This window comes from Ideonella alba, assembly GCF_018069875.1.
GTDB classification, from domain to species: Bacteria; Pseudomonadota; Gammaproteobacteria; order Burkholderiales; family Burkholderiaceae_C; genus Ideonella; species Ideonella alba.
Map to the genome: position 1 here is coordinate 57,079 of NZ_JAGQDF010000017.1, position 17,899 is coordinate 74,977.

Sequence of the window (17,899 nt, forward strand, 5' to 3'; positions counted from 1 at the left end):
AACGAGGGTGCGGCTCGATCACGCATGCCAGACCTGCATGGGGCACGCTTGCGGTGCAGTCTAGCCAGGTGCAATCCACTTTACTACCACTTGCCCTTCGTACTTTCCCGGATAGGCTCGGTTTTGCAGCGGTTCTGCGAACAGATCGGCTGCCATCGCCCGAACGGGTCAGATCGAGGCTTGACCACTTTCATTGCTGGTACTAAAGTGGTATTTCTGCTGCGTGGCCTTGGCCAACGCCCTTACATCACAGCGATCAGGCCCATGACCCAGCACTTCCGTGCGTCCGTGCCCGCAAACAACCGCTCCCAAAGGCGATCCGGCAGACGTGCCGGCAAGCCTTCGACAGTAAAGAGGCGCCGGTGGCCGACAGCCTCCTAGGAGGCTGTCGGACTTGGGGCGCCGATAGCGAAAATTGGCCCCAGCGAGCGGATTTTTTGCCGGATTCGCCGCCCCATAGCCCCGCTATGGGGCAAGAAGACGGTGAAAAAGCCGCCGCTGCGGCCGATTTGCAGCCGGCGACTCCCAAGTCCGACAGCCTCCTAGCCACCCGCAGCCAGATGGCCCAGGAGTGCCGCGCGGCGCCAGACAACGTGGCCGTGCAGCTGGCACGTGACACCGAGCGCTATAGGCACCTGGCGGCGCTGCTTCGCGAACATCCGCCGATTCAGGCCGTGACCATCGCACGCGGCAGCTCGGACCACGCCGCGCACTACCTCGCGTACCTGCTGATGCATCGTCTGGGCCTGTGGGTGTCGTCGATGCCCATGTCCCTGGTCACGCTGTACGGCAGCCCGATGCAGTGTCAGGGTGTGCTTGCGCTGGCCTTGTCGCAGTCCGGGCAGAGCCCTGACCTGATCGCGCCCGTGGAACACCTGCGGCGCGGGGGCGCTCGCACCGTCGCTTGGGTCAACCAGCCGGACTCTCCACTGGCCGCCGCGGCCGAGTTTGATCTGCCTCTGCATGCGGGGCCGGAACTGTCGGTAGCGGCCACCAAGAGTTACATCGCGCAATTGGTCGCTGCAGCTCGATTGGTCGCGCATTGGCAACAGGACGAAGCGCTTCTGGGCGCACTGCAGGCCTTGCCCGATGGCCTGCAGGCTGCCGCCCGCCTGGATTGGAGTCGTGCGGTCGACGCTCTGCGCGGTACAACACAGTTGTTCGTCATCGGCCGCGGTCCTTGCCTGGCTGTGGCAGAGGAAGCGGCCTTGAAGTTCAAAGAGACCTGTGGCATCGCGGCCGAGGCCTTTTCCAGCGCCGAAGTTCAACACGGCCCGATGGCGTTGGTGCGCGATGGTTTTGCGGCATTGGTGTTGGCGCCCCGTGGGCCAGCGCAGGCCGGCACGGTGGCCCTGGCGCAACGCCTGCGCGACCAAGGTGCCACCGTTGTGCTGGCCGCACCGCCCGGAACGCCCGGCGCTGACCTGCCGCTCGCGATGGCTGCGCACGAGCTGCTCGACCCCATCACCCTGGTGCAAAGCTTCTACCCCATGGTCGAACAACTCGCCCGCGAACGTGGCATGGACCCTGACCGTCCGCCGCACCTGCGCAAGGTCACGCGCACCGCATGAGCTCTATCGCGCACATGGACCGCAGCGATGCACTGCGACTGGCGGCATCGCTGGTCATGATCGACATCGAGGGCACGGCCCTGAACGCCGCCGAGATCGAACTGTTGCGACGTCGCCCGGTGCGTGCCGTGTGCCTGTTCCGCAAGAATCTCGACGGCTTGGCGGGTACAAGGCGGCTGACGGCGCACTTGCATGCACTGCTGGGGACCAAGGCGCTGGTCGCGATGGACCAGGAAGGAGGCGCCGTCTCGCGGGCCACGTTCGTGCCCGTGGGGCCGGCCGGCATGGCCCTGGGGGCTGTGGGCGACGCCGACATCGCGCGCCAGGTCGGCGCGGCCACGGCCCGCTCGATGGCCTGGTTGGGGGTGAACTGGAACTTTGCGCCCGTGCTGGACGTGAACAGCAATCCGGCCAATCCGGTGATCGGCGAGCGCAGCTTTTCCGACGACCCCGACGAGGTTTCACGGCTGGCCGGAGCCTGGATGGCTGGCAGCCTGCTGGAAGGCGTCGCCTGCTGCGTCAAGCACTTCCCCGGTCATGGCGACACTCACGAAGACTCCCACCATGCGCTGCCAGAGGTCGACAAGACCCTGGCTGAACTGGAAGCTCTGGAGTTGCGGCCCTTCCACGCGCTGCACGAGCAGGCACCGGCGCTGATGACCGCCCACATCGTGTACCGCCAACTCGATGCTGACCGGCCGGCCACACTGTCGCGCTTTTTCCTGACCGAACTTCTGCGGCACCGCATCGGCTACCAGGGTGTGGTCATCACAGACGCCTTGATGATGCGCGCCATTGCCGACCGCTGGGGCCATGCGCGCGCTGCCGTGCTCGCACTGGCAGCGGGTGCTGACATGGTGCTGGCGCAAGGCAGCCTGCAAGAGCAGGAAGACACCGTGGACGCGGTGGCTGATGCCCTGGTCGACGGCCGCCTGGACCCTGCTCAGCTTCAGCGCGCGAGCCAGCGCATAGATGCCCTGGCCGAGCGCTTTCCGGCACGGCTGCGCGATGTCGATGCCGCGCGCTGGACCGCCGACATGCAACTGATGCAGCTGACCGCCGAACGTGCCTTGACCACCCTGCGCGCTGCGCAGGCACCGCGCGGTCCGCTGCGCGTCATCACCCAGGCAGAAGTGGCCAGTGACGGTGTCAGCGAAGCCGGTCCTTCTGCGCAGGAGCTGGCCTCGTTGTGGCCCCGTGGTACGGACATCGAGTGGCTGGTCGTTCCGAGACTGGTGGCGATGCGTGGCCAGGACATCCCGCGCGACCACCGCTGCAACGTGCTGGCCTCCAACACGCGCCAGCGCTACCCTTCAGCCGCGCGTGATTGGCCCATCGATCTGCATCTGGCCCTCTGGAACCCGTTTCAGGCCCTTGACCTGAATGCACCCACTGTGCTGACCTGGGGCTACGACGCGCCAGCGCTGCGCGCGCTGAGTGCCTGGCTTGCCGGCCACCTGACCGCCACCGGCCGTCCTCCGATTCGCGCTCTGGAGATGTCATGAACACGTCCGCACTGCGCTGGGTGCCCAGCCTGTACTTCGTCCAGGGTCTGCAGTTCTTTGTCGTCATGCTCATTGCCGGACTGATGTTCAAGAACCTCGGCGTGGGCAATGCCGACATCGCGCGCTGGACAGGTCTGATGGGCTTGGCCTGGGCGTTCAAGCCGCTGTGGAGCCCGCTGATCGAGCTGGTGGCCAGCAAGAAGCGCGTGGTCGTGATGTCACAGTTTCTCAGCGCCATGGGCCTGGCCGCGGTGGCGTTGGCCTTGCAGCTTCCGGCCTGGTTCGTCCTGTGCATTGCCGTGTTTTTTGTGCTCGCCTTCGCCTCGGCCACACACGACATTGCCTGTGACGGCCTGTATATGGCCTCGCTGGATGCCAAGCGGCAGGCGGCTTATGCCGGCTGGCAGGGCGCCTTCTTCAATGCCAGCAAGTTCCTGACCCTGGGAGGCCTGCTCGTACTGGCTGGCTGGCTGGAAAAGCGCCATGGCGTGGCCAACGCCTGGTCGGCCATTTTTCTGCTGCTGGCGCTGGTGCTGGCTGGCTTGGCAGCCTGGAACGCCCGTGTGCTGCCCAGCGCCATCGGCAGTCCGCCAGCACGTGGGCAGCTGTGGGCGAACTTTGCCGAGGTGCTGATGGACTTCCTGAAGAAGCCTGGCATCGGCTGGGCCTTTCTGTTCATCGTCCTGTTCCGCTTTGCAGAAGGTCAGGTGCAGACCATTGGACCGCTGTTCCTGATCGAGCCCCGGGAGCAGGGCGGCCTCGGGCTCAGCACCGAACAGGTTGGCGGCATCTACGGCACGGCCGGTACGGCGGCCTTTCTGGTCGGATCCATCCTGAGCGGCTACTTCACCGCAGCGCTGGGTCTGCGCCGCGCGATGCCTGTCCTGCTGCTTGCCATGATGATTCCCAACGCCACATTCTGGTGGTTGGCCCATGCGCTGCCCACGGATGCCTGGCTCACCACTGCAGCCATCGCCATCGAGATGGCAGGCTACGGCTTTGGCTTTGTGGGCATGATTCTTTTCATCATGCAGGTGGTTGCTCCTGGTCGCTTCAGCACGGCGCACTATGCGCTGGGCAGCGGCGTCATGCAGCTGGGGTTCATTTTCAGCAAGACCATCAGCGGCGACGTCCAGCAGGCGCTGGGCTACGACACCTTCTTTGCCTGGACCATGGTGGCAGGTCTGCCTGCGCTGTTGTTGTGGCTGTGGGTACGGCGGCGTATCGGCGCGCCCGCACCTGAGCCCGCCGCAGGATGATCGCGACACTGGCGCTGGCTGGCGCCTTGTTCTTCGACGACTTCAGCCAAGCCGACCGGCAGGCACTGGTGCAAAGCGGTTGGACACTGCGCGACAAGATCGGTCATCCCGGCATCGTCGGTGCACGCTGGGACGCGGGGCACATCGAACTGGTTGCCGACCCTCAGCAGCCGAACAACCGCCTGTTGCGTCTGCATGCGGCCACCGACGGCACGCCAGAAGGCAGCTACCAGACACAGCTTTGCCGCGCACCGAAGACGCTGTGGGGGACCACCAGCGCGCGCATACGCTTCAGCGACCAACCGCACACGGGCGCCGACGGTGATGCCGTGATCCAGGCCTTTTTCCAGGTCAGCCCCCTGCGCTTTGACTATGACCCGCTGTTCAGCGAGCTGGATTGGGAGTACCTGCCCAACGGCGGTTGGGGCGCAACCGAAACTCGGCTGTACGGCATTGCCTGGCAGACCGTGCGCCTGGAGCCCTGGGATGCCCACAACCTCAGCACGGAAGTCAAGCGCAGCTTTGGAGACCGCTGGACCCAGCTCACCGTGCAAAGCACGCCGCAAGGCAGCCGATGGTTCGTTGACGGCCGACAGGTGGCGTGGCATGCAGGGCGCACGGTGCCCCGGCAAGCCATGTCGCTGGCCTTCAGCCACTGGTTTTCGCCCAGCGGGCTGTTGCCCGTGAGCGCGGGTGCCCCGCGTCACTACAGCTTTGATGTCGACTGGGTGCTGCATCTGCCCGATCAATCGGCGTCACCGCAGGCGATGCGTCAGCGCGTGCAGGCACTGCGCCGCGCGGGCGTGGCCCAGCAGGACAACCTGCCGCCGCCAGAACAGCCTGCACGCTGCGATTTTTGAGAACAGCCCATGCCCAACTTCATGGCCCTCGTCCTGCCTGTCGTGTTCCTGGCGCTGGTGGCGGGACCCGCCAGTGCCGCACCAGGAGGCTGTCTGACTCGGGGCACACAAAGCGAAAATCGGCCCCAGCGAGCGGATTTTTTGCCGGATTCGCCGCCCCATAGCCGAGCTATGGGGCAAGAAGACGGTGAAAAAGCCGCCGCTGCGGTCGATTTGCAGCCGGCGACTCCCAAGTCCGACAGCCTCCTGGACGCACCGTGGTTTGGCGGTGGCGCTCGTGCGGTGCAACGTCAAGGCGACGCCGTGGTCGGCGTTTACGTGATCAACGAGCGGCCTGCCAGCGCTGTCGATCGGCTGCCACTGGGCAGTGTCAGCCATGTGCTGTACGCCTTTCTGCATCTGTGCGGCCCCGGTCAGGTGGCGCGTGATGCGCAGGCCTGCCAGGGCCGGCCGGCCTTCGACGTAGTACCGCACCCCCAGCATCGCATCTTCGACGAGGCCTTCCAGCGCTTGAAGCGCCGCGATCCGCGCGTGCAGGTGTTGGCTTCGGTGGGCGGATGGGGCGGTTCTGACCCGCTGTTCCACGCCGCCAGCACCGCGGAAGGGCGTCAGGCGGTGGTGCTGGCCATGCAGCGCTTTTTGCGTGAACACCCCGGCTTTGACGGCATCGACATCGACTGGGAGCATCCAGGCGGCAACGGCGCAGCCAATGGCGTGCAACTGGGTCATCCCGAGGATGGGCGCCACTATGCGTTACTGATGCAGGACTTGCGTGCGGGGCTGGATGCGCTCGGCCGGGAAACCGGTCGACGCTACGGGTTGACGGTTGCCGTCAACGCCACCGCCGCTGTGCTGGACCGTATCGACTGGAGCCTTGCGGCTCCGCCGCTGGATCTGGTCTTCCTGATGACCTACGACTACCATGGCCCATGGACCGAGAAGGCGGGCCACCATGCGCCGCTGTTCAGCAGCTGGGCCGGTGCCGACGACAGCCTGGCGCAGTCGGTGGCGCACATGCGTCGTCATGGCGTACCGCTGTCCAAGCTGGTGGCCGGGGTGGCCTTTTACGGCCGCGGCTTCTCAGGCGTGAAAGACCCGCGCCCAGGGGCTGACCGCAGCGGCGTGTTTCCGATCCGCGAGGACGGCGCCATCTTTTACCGCGACCTCGCGCGACAGTACCTGGACCGGCAGGGCAGGGGCAGGGGTGGGTTCGAGACCCGATTCAGTCATGCGCAACAGGCGTGGAGCCTGTACGACTCCGCGCACCAACGCTGGATCGGGTACGACGATCCCCGCGCCGTGGCCGAAAAGGCACGCTATGCCCGCGAAGTCGGACTGGCCGGCGTGTTCGCCTGGGAGTTGAGCCAGGACAACGGCGATTTGCTCAATGCCATGAATCGTGGCAGCGGCCACCGCCTGCTGGCCCCGGAAAGCCGACAGGCGCCTTGACGGCTTTGCCGATCCCGACCCTTACCCGCACAGGCAGGGACGGCTTGAGGAGTTTTCATACGTTCCCGTCTCTTGCCAATGGCTCTTGCGGCTTCATTGGCCCTGGCCACGGCCGGTGCAGTGGTAGCCCAAAACCAGGAGCCCATCCAGCCCATCGTGCCTCCCCAGCAGGTGAATTTGGGCCAGGTGGAATTGGGCAAGAAGCTGTATTTCGATCCGCGGCTGTCCAAGTCGGGATTCATTTCTTGCAACTCGTGCCACAACCTCAGCATGGGTGGTACCGACAACATCAAGACCAGCATCGGCGATAAGTGGCAACAGGGCCCGATCAACGCGCCAACGGTGCTTAATTCCAGCCTGAACCTGGCCCAGTTCTGGGATGGCCGTGCATCAGACCTGAAAGCCCAGGCCGGTGGCCCCATCGCCAACCCAATGCTGCGAACTTAACCCAGTTGAGCTAGAATCAGAATCGCAAGTGCTTGATTTTATTAATGTTTTCTCTCTTGACAAGGTCGCTGCCCATGCCGACCTCAATACTGTGATTCCGTACAGCAAATTCTGCTGAACCTGTCCGAGACCATCACGTCGGCGACCTTCGCGCAACGCGCGCGCCATCCGAGCAACCCGAACGCGTTCACCCGACGCCGCAAGTTGCCGCTGCCCACGCTGGTAGCGTGCCTGCTGAGCCAGCGATGCAGTTCCCAGCAGACCTCGCTGGACACCTTCTTCACCTGCTTGGGCGGCAGCGGCGATCTCGTCCGAGGGGCCAGCGATCGTGCGCTGGCGCGGGCTCGCGGTCGGTTGCACCTGCCGGCCCTGCAGGACCTCAACGATCAACTGCTCGTCGACGCCGAGCGGCTCGGCCTGATTCCGCGCTGGCGCGGCCGTCGCCTGGTCGCCGCCGATGCCTCGGTGCTGATGCCGGCCACGCGGCGCTGCCCTCGCACCGTGGGTCTGGCCACGCGTGATCAGCGGCTGTTTGCCCTGTACCTGCCCGGCGCGGACCTCACGCTGCATGCTGCCGTGCACAGCGCGGCCGAGTCCGAGCGGGCCATGCTGATGGAGGCGCTGCATCGCCTGAACCAGGACGACGTGCTGCTGCTCGACCGTGGCTACCCCGCCGCCTGGCTGGTGCAATCGCTGATCGAGCGCGGCATCGGCTTCGTCATGCGCTGCGATATGGCCAGCGGCTGGCCGGCCGTGCGCACGTTCATCCGCAGCGGGCAGACCGAGGCCACGGTCACCCTCAACAGGCCTTCGGCACAGGACGCTGCCGATTGGGGCTGCCAGCGCAGTGCACCCCGCGTGCGTCTGGTGCGCCAGGTCGCGCCCAATGGCGCCGTGCGCGTGCTGGCGACCAACCTGGATGCCCAGCAGGCCCCGGCCGGCGACTTCGGCGCGCTTTACCACCAGCGCTGGCGCATCGAGGAAGCGTTCAAGCGCCTGAAGCACAACCTGCACCTCGAGTCGGTCAGCGGCCTGAGCCAGCACGCCTTGCTCATCGACGTCGCCTCCAAGGTGCTGGCCGACAACATCGCCGCATTGCTGACCAAAGCCAGCGAGTCGGCGCTGCCGCACGACCGCGTCTGCGCGCCACACGCCAACGCCCGCTATGCCGCCCAACTCTTGCAGCGTGCATTGCCGCGCATCCTGCTGGCCGTCGGTGATGTGCTCGGCGCCATCGGCAACGTCTTCAACATGCTCGTGCAGCACGCCCAGCGCTATCGCCCCGGGGCGATCCTGTCCACGTCCCGAGCACCATCGCAAGACTCATCCGCGCTTTGCCTTCAAGGGGTGATCGGGCTTAAGTTCGCAGCATTGTCTCCCAGATGCGCCCCAAGGGCTTATCGGAAGTCTCCAAGCGGTTCGGGCTCAGGCTGAAGCCGAGTCAGTTTCAAAGCTCGAAGGGAATTGACCTGCCTCGAAAAAAACCCGCCGCGCCGTGAGGTCGCGACGGGTGAACAGAGCCGACTGGAACGAATTCCTTTGCCGACTGCGGCGGGATGCCATGAGTGAGTGGTTTCCCTGAGCGTGCCGGAGTCTCCGTCTTGGCACACCAGCAAGGCGTCAATGCGACGAAACGCCTGAAAAAAGGCACCAAGGGACCGTTCCTTGAAACCAAGCAGCACTGCACAAGCGAATGGCGTGGTTTTCTGCGACCGAAGGGTATCCGGGAAGTGGCGGTGTAATTCACACTATCTCGTCGCCGCTGCAAAACGCCCACAACCCGCATGAACACTTACTCTGCGGGGTGAATGCCGATGGCGAGAACTCCCAGGAAGCGATTCAATGGAGCGCAGTTTCCGGGAGTTCTTGACCGCCGATGAGCACCGACGATTTCTTCCGCGCCCGCCTGGATCAGATGATCGACCTGTGCCATCCGCTGGCGGTGCTGGCCACGCGAATGCCCTGGGATGAGATCGAGAAGGCGCTGGCGCCGGCCCTTGCGCACAAGGATCGCGCTGGCCGGCAGGTCGAGGGAGCGGACCTGTTCGGCCCGACCCTTCAGGTGGCGGGCTCTGGGGTCAGCAACCGCGGCCGGCCATCGGGCACCTGAAGGCCGATCACTGTCAGTGGTCTTCCAATAATCCCCACTGATGGTCGTCGAATTTTCCCCACCCATCACCGCCAAGGAGCGAACGATGGAAGTGGAAGAAGTGGAAGATCTGCCGACAGCGATGTCCGAGCAAGGTTGCGATGCACAGGGCCCGAGGGCCCTGTGCATCGCGTCGGCTACGGTGCCCATGTCCTCGGAGGACATGGAGGCGCCTGTGCTTGGTCAACAGCAATGGGAAGCGGTTCATGCGCGCCACGCGCTGGGCGAGAGCATCTCGGCCATCGCGCGTGGTCTGGATGTCGATCGCAAGACGGTGCGCAACTGCCTGCGCCAGACGTCGTGGAAGCCCTATCAGCGCACGGCCGAGAGCAGTCTGCTGGACGAACACCGGGCGTGGATCACCGAGCGGGCCCCGCAGGTGAACTACTCAGCGCGCATCCTGTGGCAGGAGTTGCGCGCGCAGCGCGGCTTTCAGGGCAGCTACGTCATCGTGCGCCGGGCCGTGGCGCCGCTGCGCCTGCAAGCATCGGTGGCCGCGTTGACCCAACGTCGCTTCGAGACCGGCCCGGGCGAACAGGCCCAATGCGACTGGGGCCAGATCACGGTGTCCCTGGGCGAGGTGCCAACCGCCGTCCACATCTTCGTGATGACACTGGGCTACAGCCGGCGCGGCTTCGCGATGGGCTTCCTGGGCGAGCGCATGCCCGACCTGCTGGCCGCGCACGAGGCGGCATTCGCGCACTTCGGCGGGCGCTGCGAGTTTCTGCTGTACGACCGCATGCGCACCGTGGTGCTCGGCACGACCAAGGGCAAGCCCAAGCTGAACGCCACCTTCGCGAGCTTCGCCAGCCACTGGGGCTTCACCCCGAGGCTGTGCCAGCCCTATCGGGCCCAGACCAAGGGCAAGGTCGAGTCGGGCGTGAAGTACGTCAAGCGCAACTTCGTGCCCGGTCGCGTGTTCCATGACCTGGAAGACTTCAACGCGCAGCTCGCGGCCTGGCAGCTCGGCGTCGCCGACCTGCGCACGCACGGCACGACGCACCAGCGGCCCATCGACCGCTTTGCCCACGAGGCGCCCGCGCTGGCACCCACCGCCAGCCACCCGAGCTTCCTGCAGGCGATGGTGCGCGATCGCGTCGTGGCCGACGATTGGCTGGTGGCCATCGAGGGCAACCGCTATTCCGTCCCCTTCGCACTGATCGGTAAGACCGTGCAGGTGGTTCGCCAAGGCGGCCTGTGGGTGATACGCCACCGCGGCACCGTGGTGGCCGAGCACGCGGTGCAGGCCGGACGCGGGCAGCTCAGCGTCAAGCCTGAGCACGGCCCCGGCGCAGCCATGCGCAACACCCGGCAGCGCTTCTCTTCGTCGAGTGCGCCGCCTCCGACGGTCACGGCCGATTCGGCCGGCACCGTCGAGGTCCGCGACCTGGCCATCTACGACCGAGTCGGCTCGCCGACTCCCGAGGAGGCCATCGTATGACCCGAAGCTCCGTCAAGACGGCCTCGTCGGCCGCCAACGCCGCCGCCGCGGCCATGACCACCCCCGCCCAGCTCGAACGCCTGGGCGAGCACCTGCGCAAGCTGCGGCTGCTCAAGAGCAGCGAGCGGCTCGAGGCCCTGTTGCAGGAGGCCGCCGCCCAGGACCTGCCCTACGCGGAGTTCCTCGAACAGGTACTGGGTGAGGAGGTCGCGGCCAAGGCCAGCAAGAACATCGCCATGCGCACAGCCATGGCGCGCTTCCCCTTCGTCAAGCCGCTGGAGACCTTCGACTTCTCATACCAGCCCTCGATCGACGGCAAGCTCGTGCAGCAACTGGCCAGCTGCCACTTCATCGAGCATGGCGACAACGTCATCGTGCTGGGCCCGCCGGGCGTGGGCAAAACGCATCTGGCGGTGAGCCTGGCCCTCAAGGCCATCGAAGCCGGCTACCGCGTGCTGTTCACCACGGCCGCCAGCCTGATCGAGAAGCTGACCAAGGCCCATGGCGAAGGACGCCTGGAGGATAAGATCAAGTTGTACACCGCACCGCGCCTGCTGGTGATCGACGAGATCGGCTACCTGCCCATCGACCGCGTCGGCGCCAATCTGTTCTTCCAGCTCATCAGCCGACGCTATGAGCGCGGCCCAATGATCCTCACCAGCAACCAGAGCTTCGGCGCCTGGGGCGAAGTATTCGGCGACCGCGTCATCGCCACCGCCATCCTCGACCGGCTGCTGCACCACGCCGTGACGATGAACATCCGCGGCAATTCCTACCGGCTGAAGGACAAGCTCAAGGCCGGTCTGGTCCGCCCGCACGACGACAACTCATCCCAACCGGGTGGGGAAATTTGAACGACCACAGGTGGGGAGTTTTCGGCGACCCTTGACAGATCACCGCATGGACCGCTGCTGGCTCAAGGGCAGCGAGGGCGACGCGCTGCACGCCATGCTGTGCGCCGCTGGCTTCAACATCCGCTGGTTGCTGCGGGCAGTCGTCCGCCCGGGCCTTTATGCGGCCTGCATCCTCGCGTCCTGGCTAACTTCGATCCTGTCAGCATCGCTCGTCACAGCCCATTCGATGTCCCCAGCACTTGCCGGTGGGGATGGGAAATGAGTTTTGCAGGTCCGACTCTTTATGCGGACAGCGAATGACGGGGGCAGGCATAACGTCGTTCAACTCTGACGGTGACGGGGATGGGTGCGCCGCTACGAAGCGCCCCGGCCTGGGTGCGAGAGTTGGTCAGACTGGAACGAGGCCTATCCCAGGCGGCATGGAGATGCGTGATCTGGTCAGCGTAGCCCGGTGCGCACCCAATTCTCGAGCCGTAAACCGGCCACGCGCTCGAAGTGGCGGGTGTTGTCAGGCACCAGCACCGCGGCGGCTGGATTCACTTCTACGACCACCGGCGCCCGCACCAGGCGCTGAACATGAAGACCTCCGCTGAGGCCTTCGCATTTGAGGCCTGACCTATGCAGGTTCTACTGGCTCAATACAGATCACCTCACACGGTAGTACGCGAGTGACGAGTTGTTGTAGCCCTTGGGGCAGTATCCGCTGATATTCGACCCAGCCTCGCTCATGCAGTAGTGCGAGGTCGGTGGCATGTTCACGACGTTGCTGTAGAAGAAGTAGGTGCTGTAATCCACGCCACGCGCGCAGAAGTAGGTCTGCGCGCAGTAGCCATAGAAGTAGCCTTCGTTGGCGGTGTACCAAGTGCTGTTGTAGCCCTTGGTGATCCAGTACTTCACCGCCTCGGTCCGAGACGAATAGGACATCTGTCCGCTGTGCAGACCGAAGATGTTGTTCTGGATCGCGGGCGCCAGCGACGGGTCGCCGCATGAGCTCTCCGCACAGGCCACTGCCGTTGTGTAGATCACGCAATGCTGCGGATCACGCGCGTAGACCTTGCAAACATTGATTATCACGTTGGCCAAGGCCGTGTCGACTCCGGTGGAACCCAGCGCCAGCGCCATCTTGCTGCGCAGCGTGTAGGTGTTCGCGGTCCATGAGGCCGGCGGAACCTGCGCCCAAAGTGAGCTCGCTGAGTTAAGCAGGCTTGAGTTCTGGGTCGCCGAGTAGCCGAACTGTTTGATCGACGTGGCCGGATCTGGCAGCGGCGTCTTGCGGATGTCGCCGGCCATTGCCGTGCCGAGCATCGTCGAGACAATCAAAGCTGCGCTCGCGCGCAGAATCGTCGCAGTACGCATGTGAATCCCTGTGGTTTGGCTGATTCGATCCGGATACGTACTGCCTTCCGGGCTACCCCCTGATAATAGGGGCATTTGCCGCACTGTGGCAATCAACGTGCTCGACCTGAGCACTTCGCACCTTCGCCGCCAGCTCCGTGGTTGGCCAGTGAATGATATCCCCCCCCGGCGCACGAACAGCCCAGCCAAGCGGCTGCCATTAGGGAAGGTCTGCACAAATCGCCCCACGCCAGGCTTGGCATCGGCCTGAAGCGCTGAGACGATACGACTCATGAAGCAGCACAGCCTGGGCTTGGGACAGACGGCCAAGCGAACGCGGCGCCGGGAGTTCCTGGACGAGATGGAGAAGGTCGTTCCCTGGGCTGACCTGGTGGCGCTGGTGTCGCCGTTCTTGCCTGAAGGCAAGCGAGGCCGCCCGCCGTTCTCGCCCGAGACCATGCTGCGCATTCACTTCATGCAGCAGTGGTTTGCGCTGAGCGACCCGGCGATGGAAGAGGCGCTTCATGACATGCCGGTGTTTCGTCAATTCGCGGGCCTGGAAGGCTGGGACGAGCGGCTGCCCGACGAGAGCACGATCCTGCGATTCCGTCATGTGCTGGAGAAGCACAAACTGGCCGCTCAAATCCTGCAGACCGTCAACGACTTGCTCAGCGCCAAGGGCGTGATGCTCAAGAGCGGCACGGTGGTGGACGCCACCTTGATCGCTGCACCCAGCTCGACCAAGAACAGCAGCGGTGAGCGCGACCCGGAGATGAAGCAAAGCCGCAAGGGCCAACAGTGGTACTTCGGCATGAAGTGCCACATCGGCGTGGACATCGAGTCGGGTCCGGTCCACACCGTCAAGGGCACCAGCGGCGCGGTCAACGATGTGATCGAGGCCAACAGCCTGGTGCGTGAAAGTGACCGAGAAGTCTTCGCAGATGCGGGCTACCAAGGCGCTGGCAAACGGCCCGATGCCCGCGGCGACGTGACCTGGCACATCGCCATGCGCCCGGGCCTTCGCAGGACACTGGACCTCAGCGATCCGATGGATCGTCTGGTCGATCAGCTGGAGCGGGTCAAGGCTGGCATCCGGGCTCGGGTGGAACACCCGTTCCGGGTGGTCAAACGCCAGTTCGGGCATGCCAAGGTCCGCTACCGAGGCTTGGCCAAGAACACGGCGCAGTTGCACACACTGTTTGCGCTGGCCAACCTGTGGCTGGTGCGGCGCAAACTCATCGGGGCGATGGCATGAGTGCGTCCGCAGCCTGGCAGATGGGCACCGCGACGGCCGATTCCGCAGCCCCGAGGCGGTCGAATGATGCGAATCAGCGGCCGGCGGCATCACATTCCTATCGGTTCAGCGCATTGCCATGCTCGGGCGGGCTTTGTGCAGACCTTCCTTAGCGAGGACTTTGCGGCTGCGCTCGATGCCGTCAACTCATGGCTGGCCGACGAACTTGACCGCAGGGACTTGCAGGTGCGCCTGGTCACGCCGTCGAGCGCCAAGCGCGTCGCCATTGAGTTCGAACAGCTGGCCAAGCGCGGGCGGCGTGTGGATTGGGACTGGCAGGATCTCTTCTTCCGGCGCGTTCGCTATCGCGATGCCTGGATGAATCGCCCCGGTTTCTGCGGCGGCCTGTTAGTTTGAGTCATAGGGTCACTGCTAGACCAGCGCGTTGCCGATGGCAACTGGCTTCGGACTCCGCTGGAGGTATTTGGCCCAGTTGCCGTATCAGGAGGCGGTGCTCGTCTAGCAGTGGACACACCGTCCAGGGTGGAACGCTCCACCGTCTGTTTGGTCATGCTCGGCCTTCGCCTCGCGATGTCCTGCGCCTTTGGGCGGTTCAGCAGGTCGCCCCTGGTGTCCTGAGGCCCATCTCAGCGCTCTATAGCTACAGATAACGCGCAAAATCTGTAGCCTGATTTGCCGATTTCCCACCGCCGCAAGGATCGCCTTGAGCGGAGCGCCCGCGCGTCTCAGAGGTAGGTCCGCTCGGCGTGATCAGCAGCCTGGATTCGCTATGGGGCGCGCCCTGACCTCGGCGGCGCGCCGGTCTGTCCTGCTTTCCCTTCGCGAGATTCACGAGCAAATCAAGCAGCGCGCCACGGCCGATCGCCCCCTAGAGTTCGTCTATCGACCTCCCCAGGGGATCCCGATGCCAGCCACCCCGCCCGCCACCCCCAGCAGCAACACCGACGACTCGCCCACGCTGCTGCTGCGCCTGCCAGCCGTCATGAAGATGACCGGCCTGGGCCGCTCGACCATCTACCGGCTGGTGGCTCAGCAGCGCTTCCCATGCCCGGTGCGCATTGCCAACCGGGCCGTTGCCTGGCGCAGGTCCGATGTGTACCAGTGGAGCGACGCCCGGCCCGCCGCTACCCACTGAGGACCGCAACCGCCTTCAAGGCGCCGCCGAACAGCAGTCCGAACCCCAGCCAGCGTCCCCAGAGCCAGGTGGTGAAGTGGTAGCGGTGGTTGGCGGCGACGGCACGGATGGCGCGCCGGACCGCAGCGACACCGCAGCAGGCCAAGGCACATTGGCCCACCACACCCAAAGGCAAGGCAACGCCGAGTAGTCCGCTGGCCAGCACTGTCGGCCAAGCTACGGCGTCGACGAGCGCCAGCAAGCGCCGACCCGGCCACACCCGAGCATCCGGCCTCGGGGCTCGCGCAAAGATCATCCACATCATCACTCGACTCCCGTACAGGCAGACGGGTCGCCCCGCCTGCCTTTGTGCTCAAGCTCGCCTCAGGCTGCCGCCTTCAATGGCTGCGGCAGCCAGCCCTTGCCGACCAGCCTGCTCGCTGCCAGGCTGGCCAGTTCGCCCTTCTTCATGTTCGTGCCTGCGACCGATGAAGCCGCCACCGTGCTGCCATCGCCCTCCCCGTTCCCTGCCCCCGACTGCTCCCCTTCCCGCATCGCCTGCGCGATCTGCGCTTTCGAGACATGGTTCAGGAAGGCCTCGGGTGTGGGCTCCCACCATTGCCGCATGTCCAGTCCGGCCAGGTGCTCCAGCCCATGGGCGGCGCCGGCCAAGCCTGTGGGCACCAGCGCCAGGCTGGCTGCGCACAAGCCCAGCAAATCGAGAAGATCTGGCTCAGGCAGGTCCGCCAGCTGCTGCAGCCAGTCGCCTTCCGCCTGGGGCAGGCGCTGCAGCCACCCGGCTCTGCGCTTCTCCAGCTCAGCCCAGGCCCGGCTGGACGGCAGGTCGTCGGCGGCGCGAAGCAGCTCATGCCTCGGCGGCCGCGCCGAGATCTGCAACGCCGAGCGCGCCTGCAGGCCGACGCGCTCGAACACCTGCACGGCCAGCGCATGGGTCAGGGCCACCAGGGGCGTCTTGGCATCGCGGGCCAGCACTGCCTGCAGCGCAGCGGTGCGATGTGCCGCCAGCCTGCGAAGCAGCGTGTCGCTGTAGGTGGCGGGCGTGGGTGTGCCGAAATCGGAAGATCCAGTCTCGACGCCAGTATCACCACCCTCCTCCGCGCCGCCCTTGCCAGCCTCGACCGCTTGCCGCCCCCTTGCCTGGCCGCCACCGGCAGACTTGCCCGCCTTGCGATCCTCGGCTCGGACCAGGCCCCGGACCAACTCAGCAGCCCCATCCCGCCCGACGGTGACGATCACCCCGGAGCGGGCCTTGTCCTCGTCGCGCCAGGCCTGGCGGGCCACCTGGATGGCCTTGCGCCGGACCTCGATGTCCTGCTGCTCCAATTCGATGCGCTCGCCGTCGGCCGGTGTCCAGGTGTCCTGGTCGTCCAGCATCTGCTGCTCGGCGTTCAGTTCGGCTGCGCGCTGATCCAGCTCGGCCAGGGCCCGCTTCTCATCGGCGCTGGGCGCTCTCACGCTCGGCTCGCAGCGCGAGAAGCTCCGCAACGCGGCTGGATCCAGCTCAATGCGAGCCTCCACCCAGGCCCAGCCCTCGCCGCGCAGGGCCTGCGCCTGGGCGTCCAGCTTATCGCTGGCCAGGCGCCGCAGCAGATCCTGGTCACAGATCCAGCAACTGTTGTCGCTGTCGAACAGATCCCGTCGTACTGCGCCACCTGCAGCCTCGTAGGCGTCGAGGCCAACGAAGCGCGCCAAGGCACTCTGGTGCGCCAGCACCTCGCCCACCGTCAGCCGCTTGCGCAGCGCGGCCGGCGTCCGCTCCCAAGGCTGGGCCTCGAACCAGGCGCGCTCCTGGGCGGCATGCTCGCCGCTCAGGCACAGGGCCATCAACTGGTCCAGGTTGATGCCGTCTTCCCGGTACAGCGCCAACAGCCGGGGCGAGAGCGCCGCCAGCTTCAGCCGGCGCTGCACCACCATCGGCGAGACCCCGAAGCGCGCCGCCACGTCCTCGACGCCACGGCCCTGCGCCACCAGCGCCTGGAAGGCCTCGAACTCATCGGCCGGGTGCATGGGCTCCCGCCCCCTGTTTTCGGCCAGGCTGATCTCCTGCGCATGCTCGGCGCCAACGCACTCGCACAGCACCTCGTGCCCGGCGGACAGGACACCACGCGCCTGCAGCAGCACCAGCGCACGCCGACGCCGCTCACCGGCCACCACGCCGAACTTGCACTGCCGCCGCTTGCCTCGTCCGACCTGCTGGGGCGTGACGACCAGGTTCTGCAACAGCCCCTGTGAGGCGATCAACGCCGCCAGCTCCTCGACCTGGCCGGCCGAGTGCCGACGCACGTTGTACGGCGAGGGAACCAGGTCCTCGACCTTGATCAACAGCCATTCCTTCTTGAGCTTCATGACGATCTCCATCCATGGTTGAAACGATTCCCGGCGACTCTCCCGCCGCAAGGCGGCACATCCGCATGGCACCGTCCGCCGTGGCGGCACCATCTGGATCTCCTGCGTCTCCTCGACCTCTACGAAACAGCCCGTAACCGGCCCGACTGCCCCAAGTTCCGAGGGAGCCGTTAGAGACTCCTGGTGTCTTGGCGCAAGCCAGGCCCCTGAGCTGGTGCCTGCCCCGCATTCGTCGGTCGCCGTGCGGCACCGAGAGCGCCGCAGAACAGCGCGGCTGCAAGGGGACCGTGGCG

At 65.7% G+C, this 17,899-nt stretch carries 13 protein-coding genes and 3 pseudogenes; 14 read left to right on the plus strand and 2 right to left on the minus strand.

The annotated features are described in order from the left end of the window. Positions 1–560 precede the first annotated feature (560 nt). The 11 genes and pseudogenes from KAK07_RS22795 to KAK07_RS22845 form a co-directional block, all read left to right on the plus strand. On the plus strand, positions 561–1,571 hold the full coding sequence (locus tag KAK07_RS22795) for an SIS domain-containing protein (protein ID WP_210803157.1): 1,011 nt from the start codon (positions 561–563) through the stop codon (positions 1,569–1,571). Further along, positions 1,568–3,076 carry a beta-N-acetylhexosaminidase gene (gene nagZ, locus KAK07_RS22800; RefSeq protein WP_210803064.1) on the plus strand — a complete coding sequence of 503 codons (1,509 nt, stop codon included), beginning with the start codon at positions 1,568–1,570 and terminating at the stop codon, positions 3,074–3,076. Before KAK07_RS22795 ends, nagZ begins: the two co-directional genes overlap by 4 nt. After that, positions 3,073–4,335 carry an MFS transporter gene (locus tag KAK07_RS22805; protein ID WP_210803063.1) on the plus strand — a complete coding sequence of 421 codons (1,263 nt, stop codon included), beginning with the start codon at positions 3,073–3,075 and terminating at the stop codon, positions 4,333–4,335. Before nagZ ends, KAK07_RS22805 begins: the two co-directional genes overlap by 4 nt. Further along, on the plus strand, positions 4,332–5,195 hold the full coding sequence (locus tag KAK07_RS22810; RefSeq protein ID WP_210803062.1) for a glycoside hydrolase family 16 protein: 864 nt from the start codon (positions 4,332–4,334) through the stop codon (positions 5,193–5,195). The genes KAK07_RS22805 and KAK07_RS22810 overlap by 4 nt, the downstream gene beginning before the upstream one ends. Before the next feature lie 9 nt (positions 5,196–5,204). Then, a complete protein-coding gene (locus KAK07_RS22815; RefSeq protein ID WP_210803061.1) occupies positions 5,205–6,644 on the plus strand; it encodes a glycoside hydrolase family 18 protein in 1,440 nt (479 codons plus the stop codon). Positions 6,645–6,722: 78 nt separating this feature from the next. Next, a pseudogene (locus KAK07_RS22820) lies at positions 6,723–7,076 on the plus strand (cytochrome-c peroxidase); the annotation flags it as partial. Between the two features lie 147 nt (positions 7,077–7,223). Then, a complete protein-coding gene (locus tag KAK07_RS22825) occupies positions 7,224–8,525 on the plus strand; it encodes an IS4 family transposase (RefSeq protein WP_310740765.1) in 1,302 nt (433 codons plus the stop codon). 442 nt (positions 8,526–8,967) lie between these two features. After that, positions 8,968–9,189: pseudogene (locus KAK07_RS22830) on the plus strand (IS5/IS1182 family transposase); the annotation flags it as partial. 52 nt (positions 9,190–9,241) lie between these two features. Further along, positions 9,242–10,681, plus strand: a complete 1,440-nt coding sequence (gene istA, locus KAK07_RS22835) for an IS21 family transposase (RefSeq protein ID WP_210803058.1) — start codon at positions 9,242–9,244, stop codon at positions 10,679–10,681. A gap of 53 nt (positions 10,682–10,734) precedes the next feature. Beyond that, positions 10,735–11,535 carry an IS21-like element helper ATPase IstB gene (gene istB / locus KAK07_RS22840; RefSeq protein ID WP_210803156.1) on the plus strand — a complete coding sequence of 267 codons (801 nt, stop codon included), beginning with the start codon at positions 10,735–10,737 and terminating at the stop codon, positions 11,533–11,535. Between the two features lie 37 nt (positions 11,536–11,572). After that, positions 11,573–11,797, plus strand: a pseudogene (locus tag KAK07_RS22845) (IS5/IS1182 family transposase); the annotation flags it as partial. A 383-nt stretch (positions 11,798–12,180) separates the two neighbouring features. Here the strand turns inward: KAK07_RS22845 and KAK07_RS22850 are convergent. Next, on the minus strand, positions 12,181–12,891 hold the full coding sequence (locus KAK07_RS22850; protein WP_210803057.1) for a hypothetical protein: 711 nt from the start codon (positions 12,889–12,891) through the stop codon (positions 12,181–12,183). A 271-nt stretch (positions 12,892–13,162) separates the two neighbouring features. Between KAK07_RS22850 and KAK07_RS22855 the strand changes: the two genes are divergently transcribed. The 3 genes from KAK07_RS22855 (at position 13,163) to KAK07_RS22865 (ending at position 15,260) form a co-directional block, all read left to right on the plus strand. Beyond that, complete coding sequence (locus tag KAK07_RS22855; RefSeq protein ID WP_210803056.1) at positions 13,163–14,125, plus strand: IS5 family transposase; 963 nt, start codon at positions 13,163–13,165, stop codon at positions 14,123–14,125. A 63-nt stretch (positions 14,126–14,188) separates the two neighbouring features. After that, positions 14,189–14,521 carry a hypothetical protein gene (locus tag KAK07_RS22860; RefSeq protein ID WP_210803055.1) on the plus strand — a complete coding sequence of 111 codons (333 nt, stop codon included), beginning with the start codon at positions 14,189–14,191 and terminating at the stop codon, positions 14,519–14,521. Between the two features lie 508 nt (positions 14,522–15,029). Beyond that, positions 15,030–15,260 (plus strand): helix-turn-helix transcriptional regulator, encoded by a 231-nt coding sequence (locus KAK07_RS22865; protein WP_210857233.1) that lies wholly within the window; start codon positions 15,030–15,032, stop codon positions 15,258–15,260. Between the two features lie 363 nt (positions 15,261–15,623). Here the strand turns inward: KAK07_RS22865 and KAK07_RS22870 are convergent, their stop codons facing one another. After that, positions 15,624–17,606: a ParB/RepB/Spo0J family partition protein gene (locus KAK07_RS22870; RefSeq protein ID WP_210857234.1), complete on the minus strand. Its 1,983-nt coding sequence runs from the start codon at positions 17,604–17,606 to the stop codon at positions 15,624–15,626. Positions 17,607–17,899 lie beyond the last annotated feature (293 nt).

Bases quoted from the DNA above. Each gene is read 5' to 3' on its own strand.
- KAK07_RS22865 (WP_210857233.1), top strand. From the start codon at position 15,030: ATGCCAGCCACCCCGCCCGCCACCCCCAGCAGCAACACCGACGACTCG.
- nagZ (WP_210803064.1), top strand. From the start codon at position 1,568: ATGAGCTCTATCGCGCACATGGACCGCAGCGATGCACTGCGACTGGCG.
- istA (WP_210803058.1), top strand. From the start codon at position 9,242: ATGGTCGTCGAATTTTCCCCACCCATCACCGCCAAGGAGCGAACGATG.
- KAK07_RS22860 (WP_210803055.1), top strand. From the start codon at position 14,189: ATGATGCGAATCAGCGGCCGGCGGCATCACATTCCTATCGGTTCAGCG.
- KAK07_RS22815 (WP_210803061.1), top strand. From the start codon at position 5,205: ATGCCCAACTTCATGGCCCTCGTCCTGCCTGTCGTGTTCCTGGCGCTG.
- KAK07_RS22810 (WP_210803062.1), top strand. From the start codon at position 4,332: ATGATCGCGACACTGGCGCTGGCTGGCGCCTTGTTCTTCGACGACTTC.
- KAK07_RS22855 (WP_210803056.1), top strand. From the start codon at position 13,163: ATGAAGCAGCACAGCCTGGGCTTGGGACAGACGGCCAAGCGAACGCGG.
- istB (WP_210803156.1), top strand. From the start codon at position 10,735: ATGACCACCCCCGCCCAGCTCGAACGCCTGGGCGAGCACCTGCGCAAG.
- KAK07_RS22850 (WP_210803057.1), bottom strand. From the start codon at position 12,891: ATGCGTACTGCGACGATTCTGCGCGCGAGCGCAGCTTTGATTGTCTCG.
- KAK07_RS22870 (WP_210857234.1), bottom strand. From the start codon at position 17,606: ATGAAGCTCAAGAAGGAATGGCTGTTGATCAAGGTCGAGGACCTGGTT.
- KAK07_RS22795 (WP_210803157.1), top strand. From the start codon at position 561: ATGGCCCAGGAGTGCCGCGCGGCGCCAGACAACGTGGCCGTGCAGCTG.
- KAK07_RS22805 (WP_210803063.1), top strand. From the start codon at position 3,073: ATGAACACGTCCGCACTGCGCTGGGTGCCCAGCCTGTACTTCGTCCAG.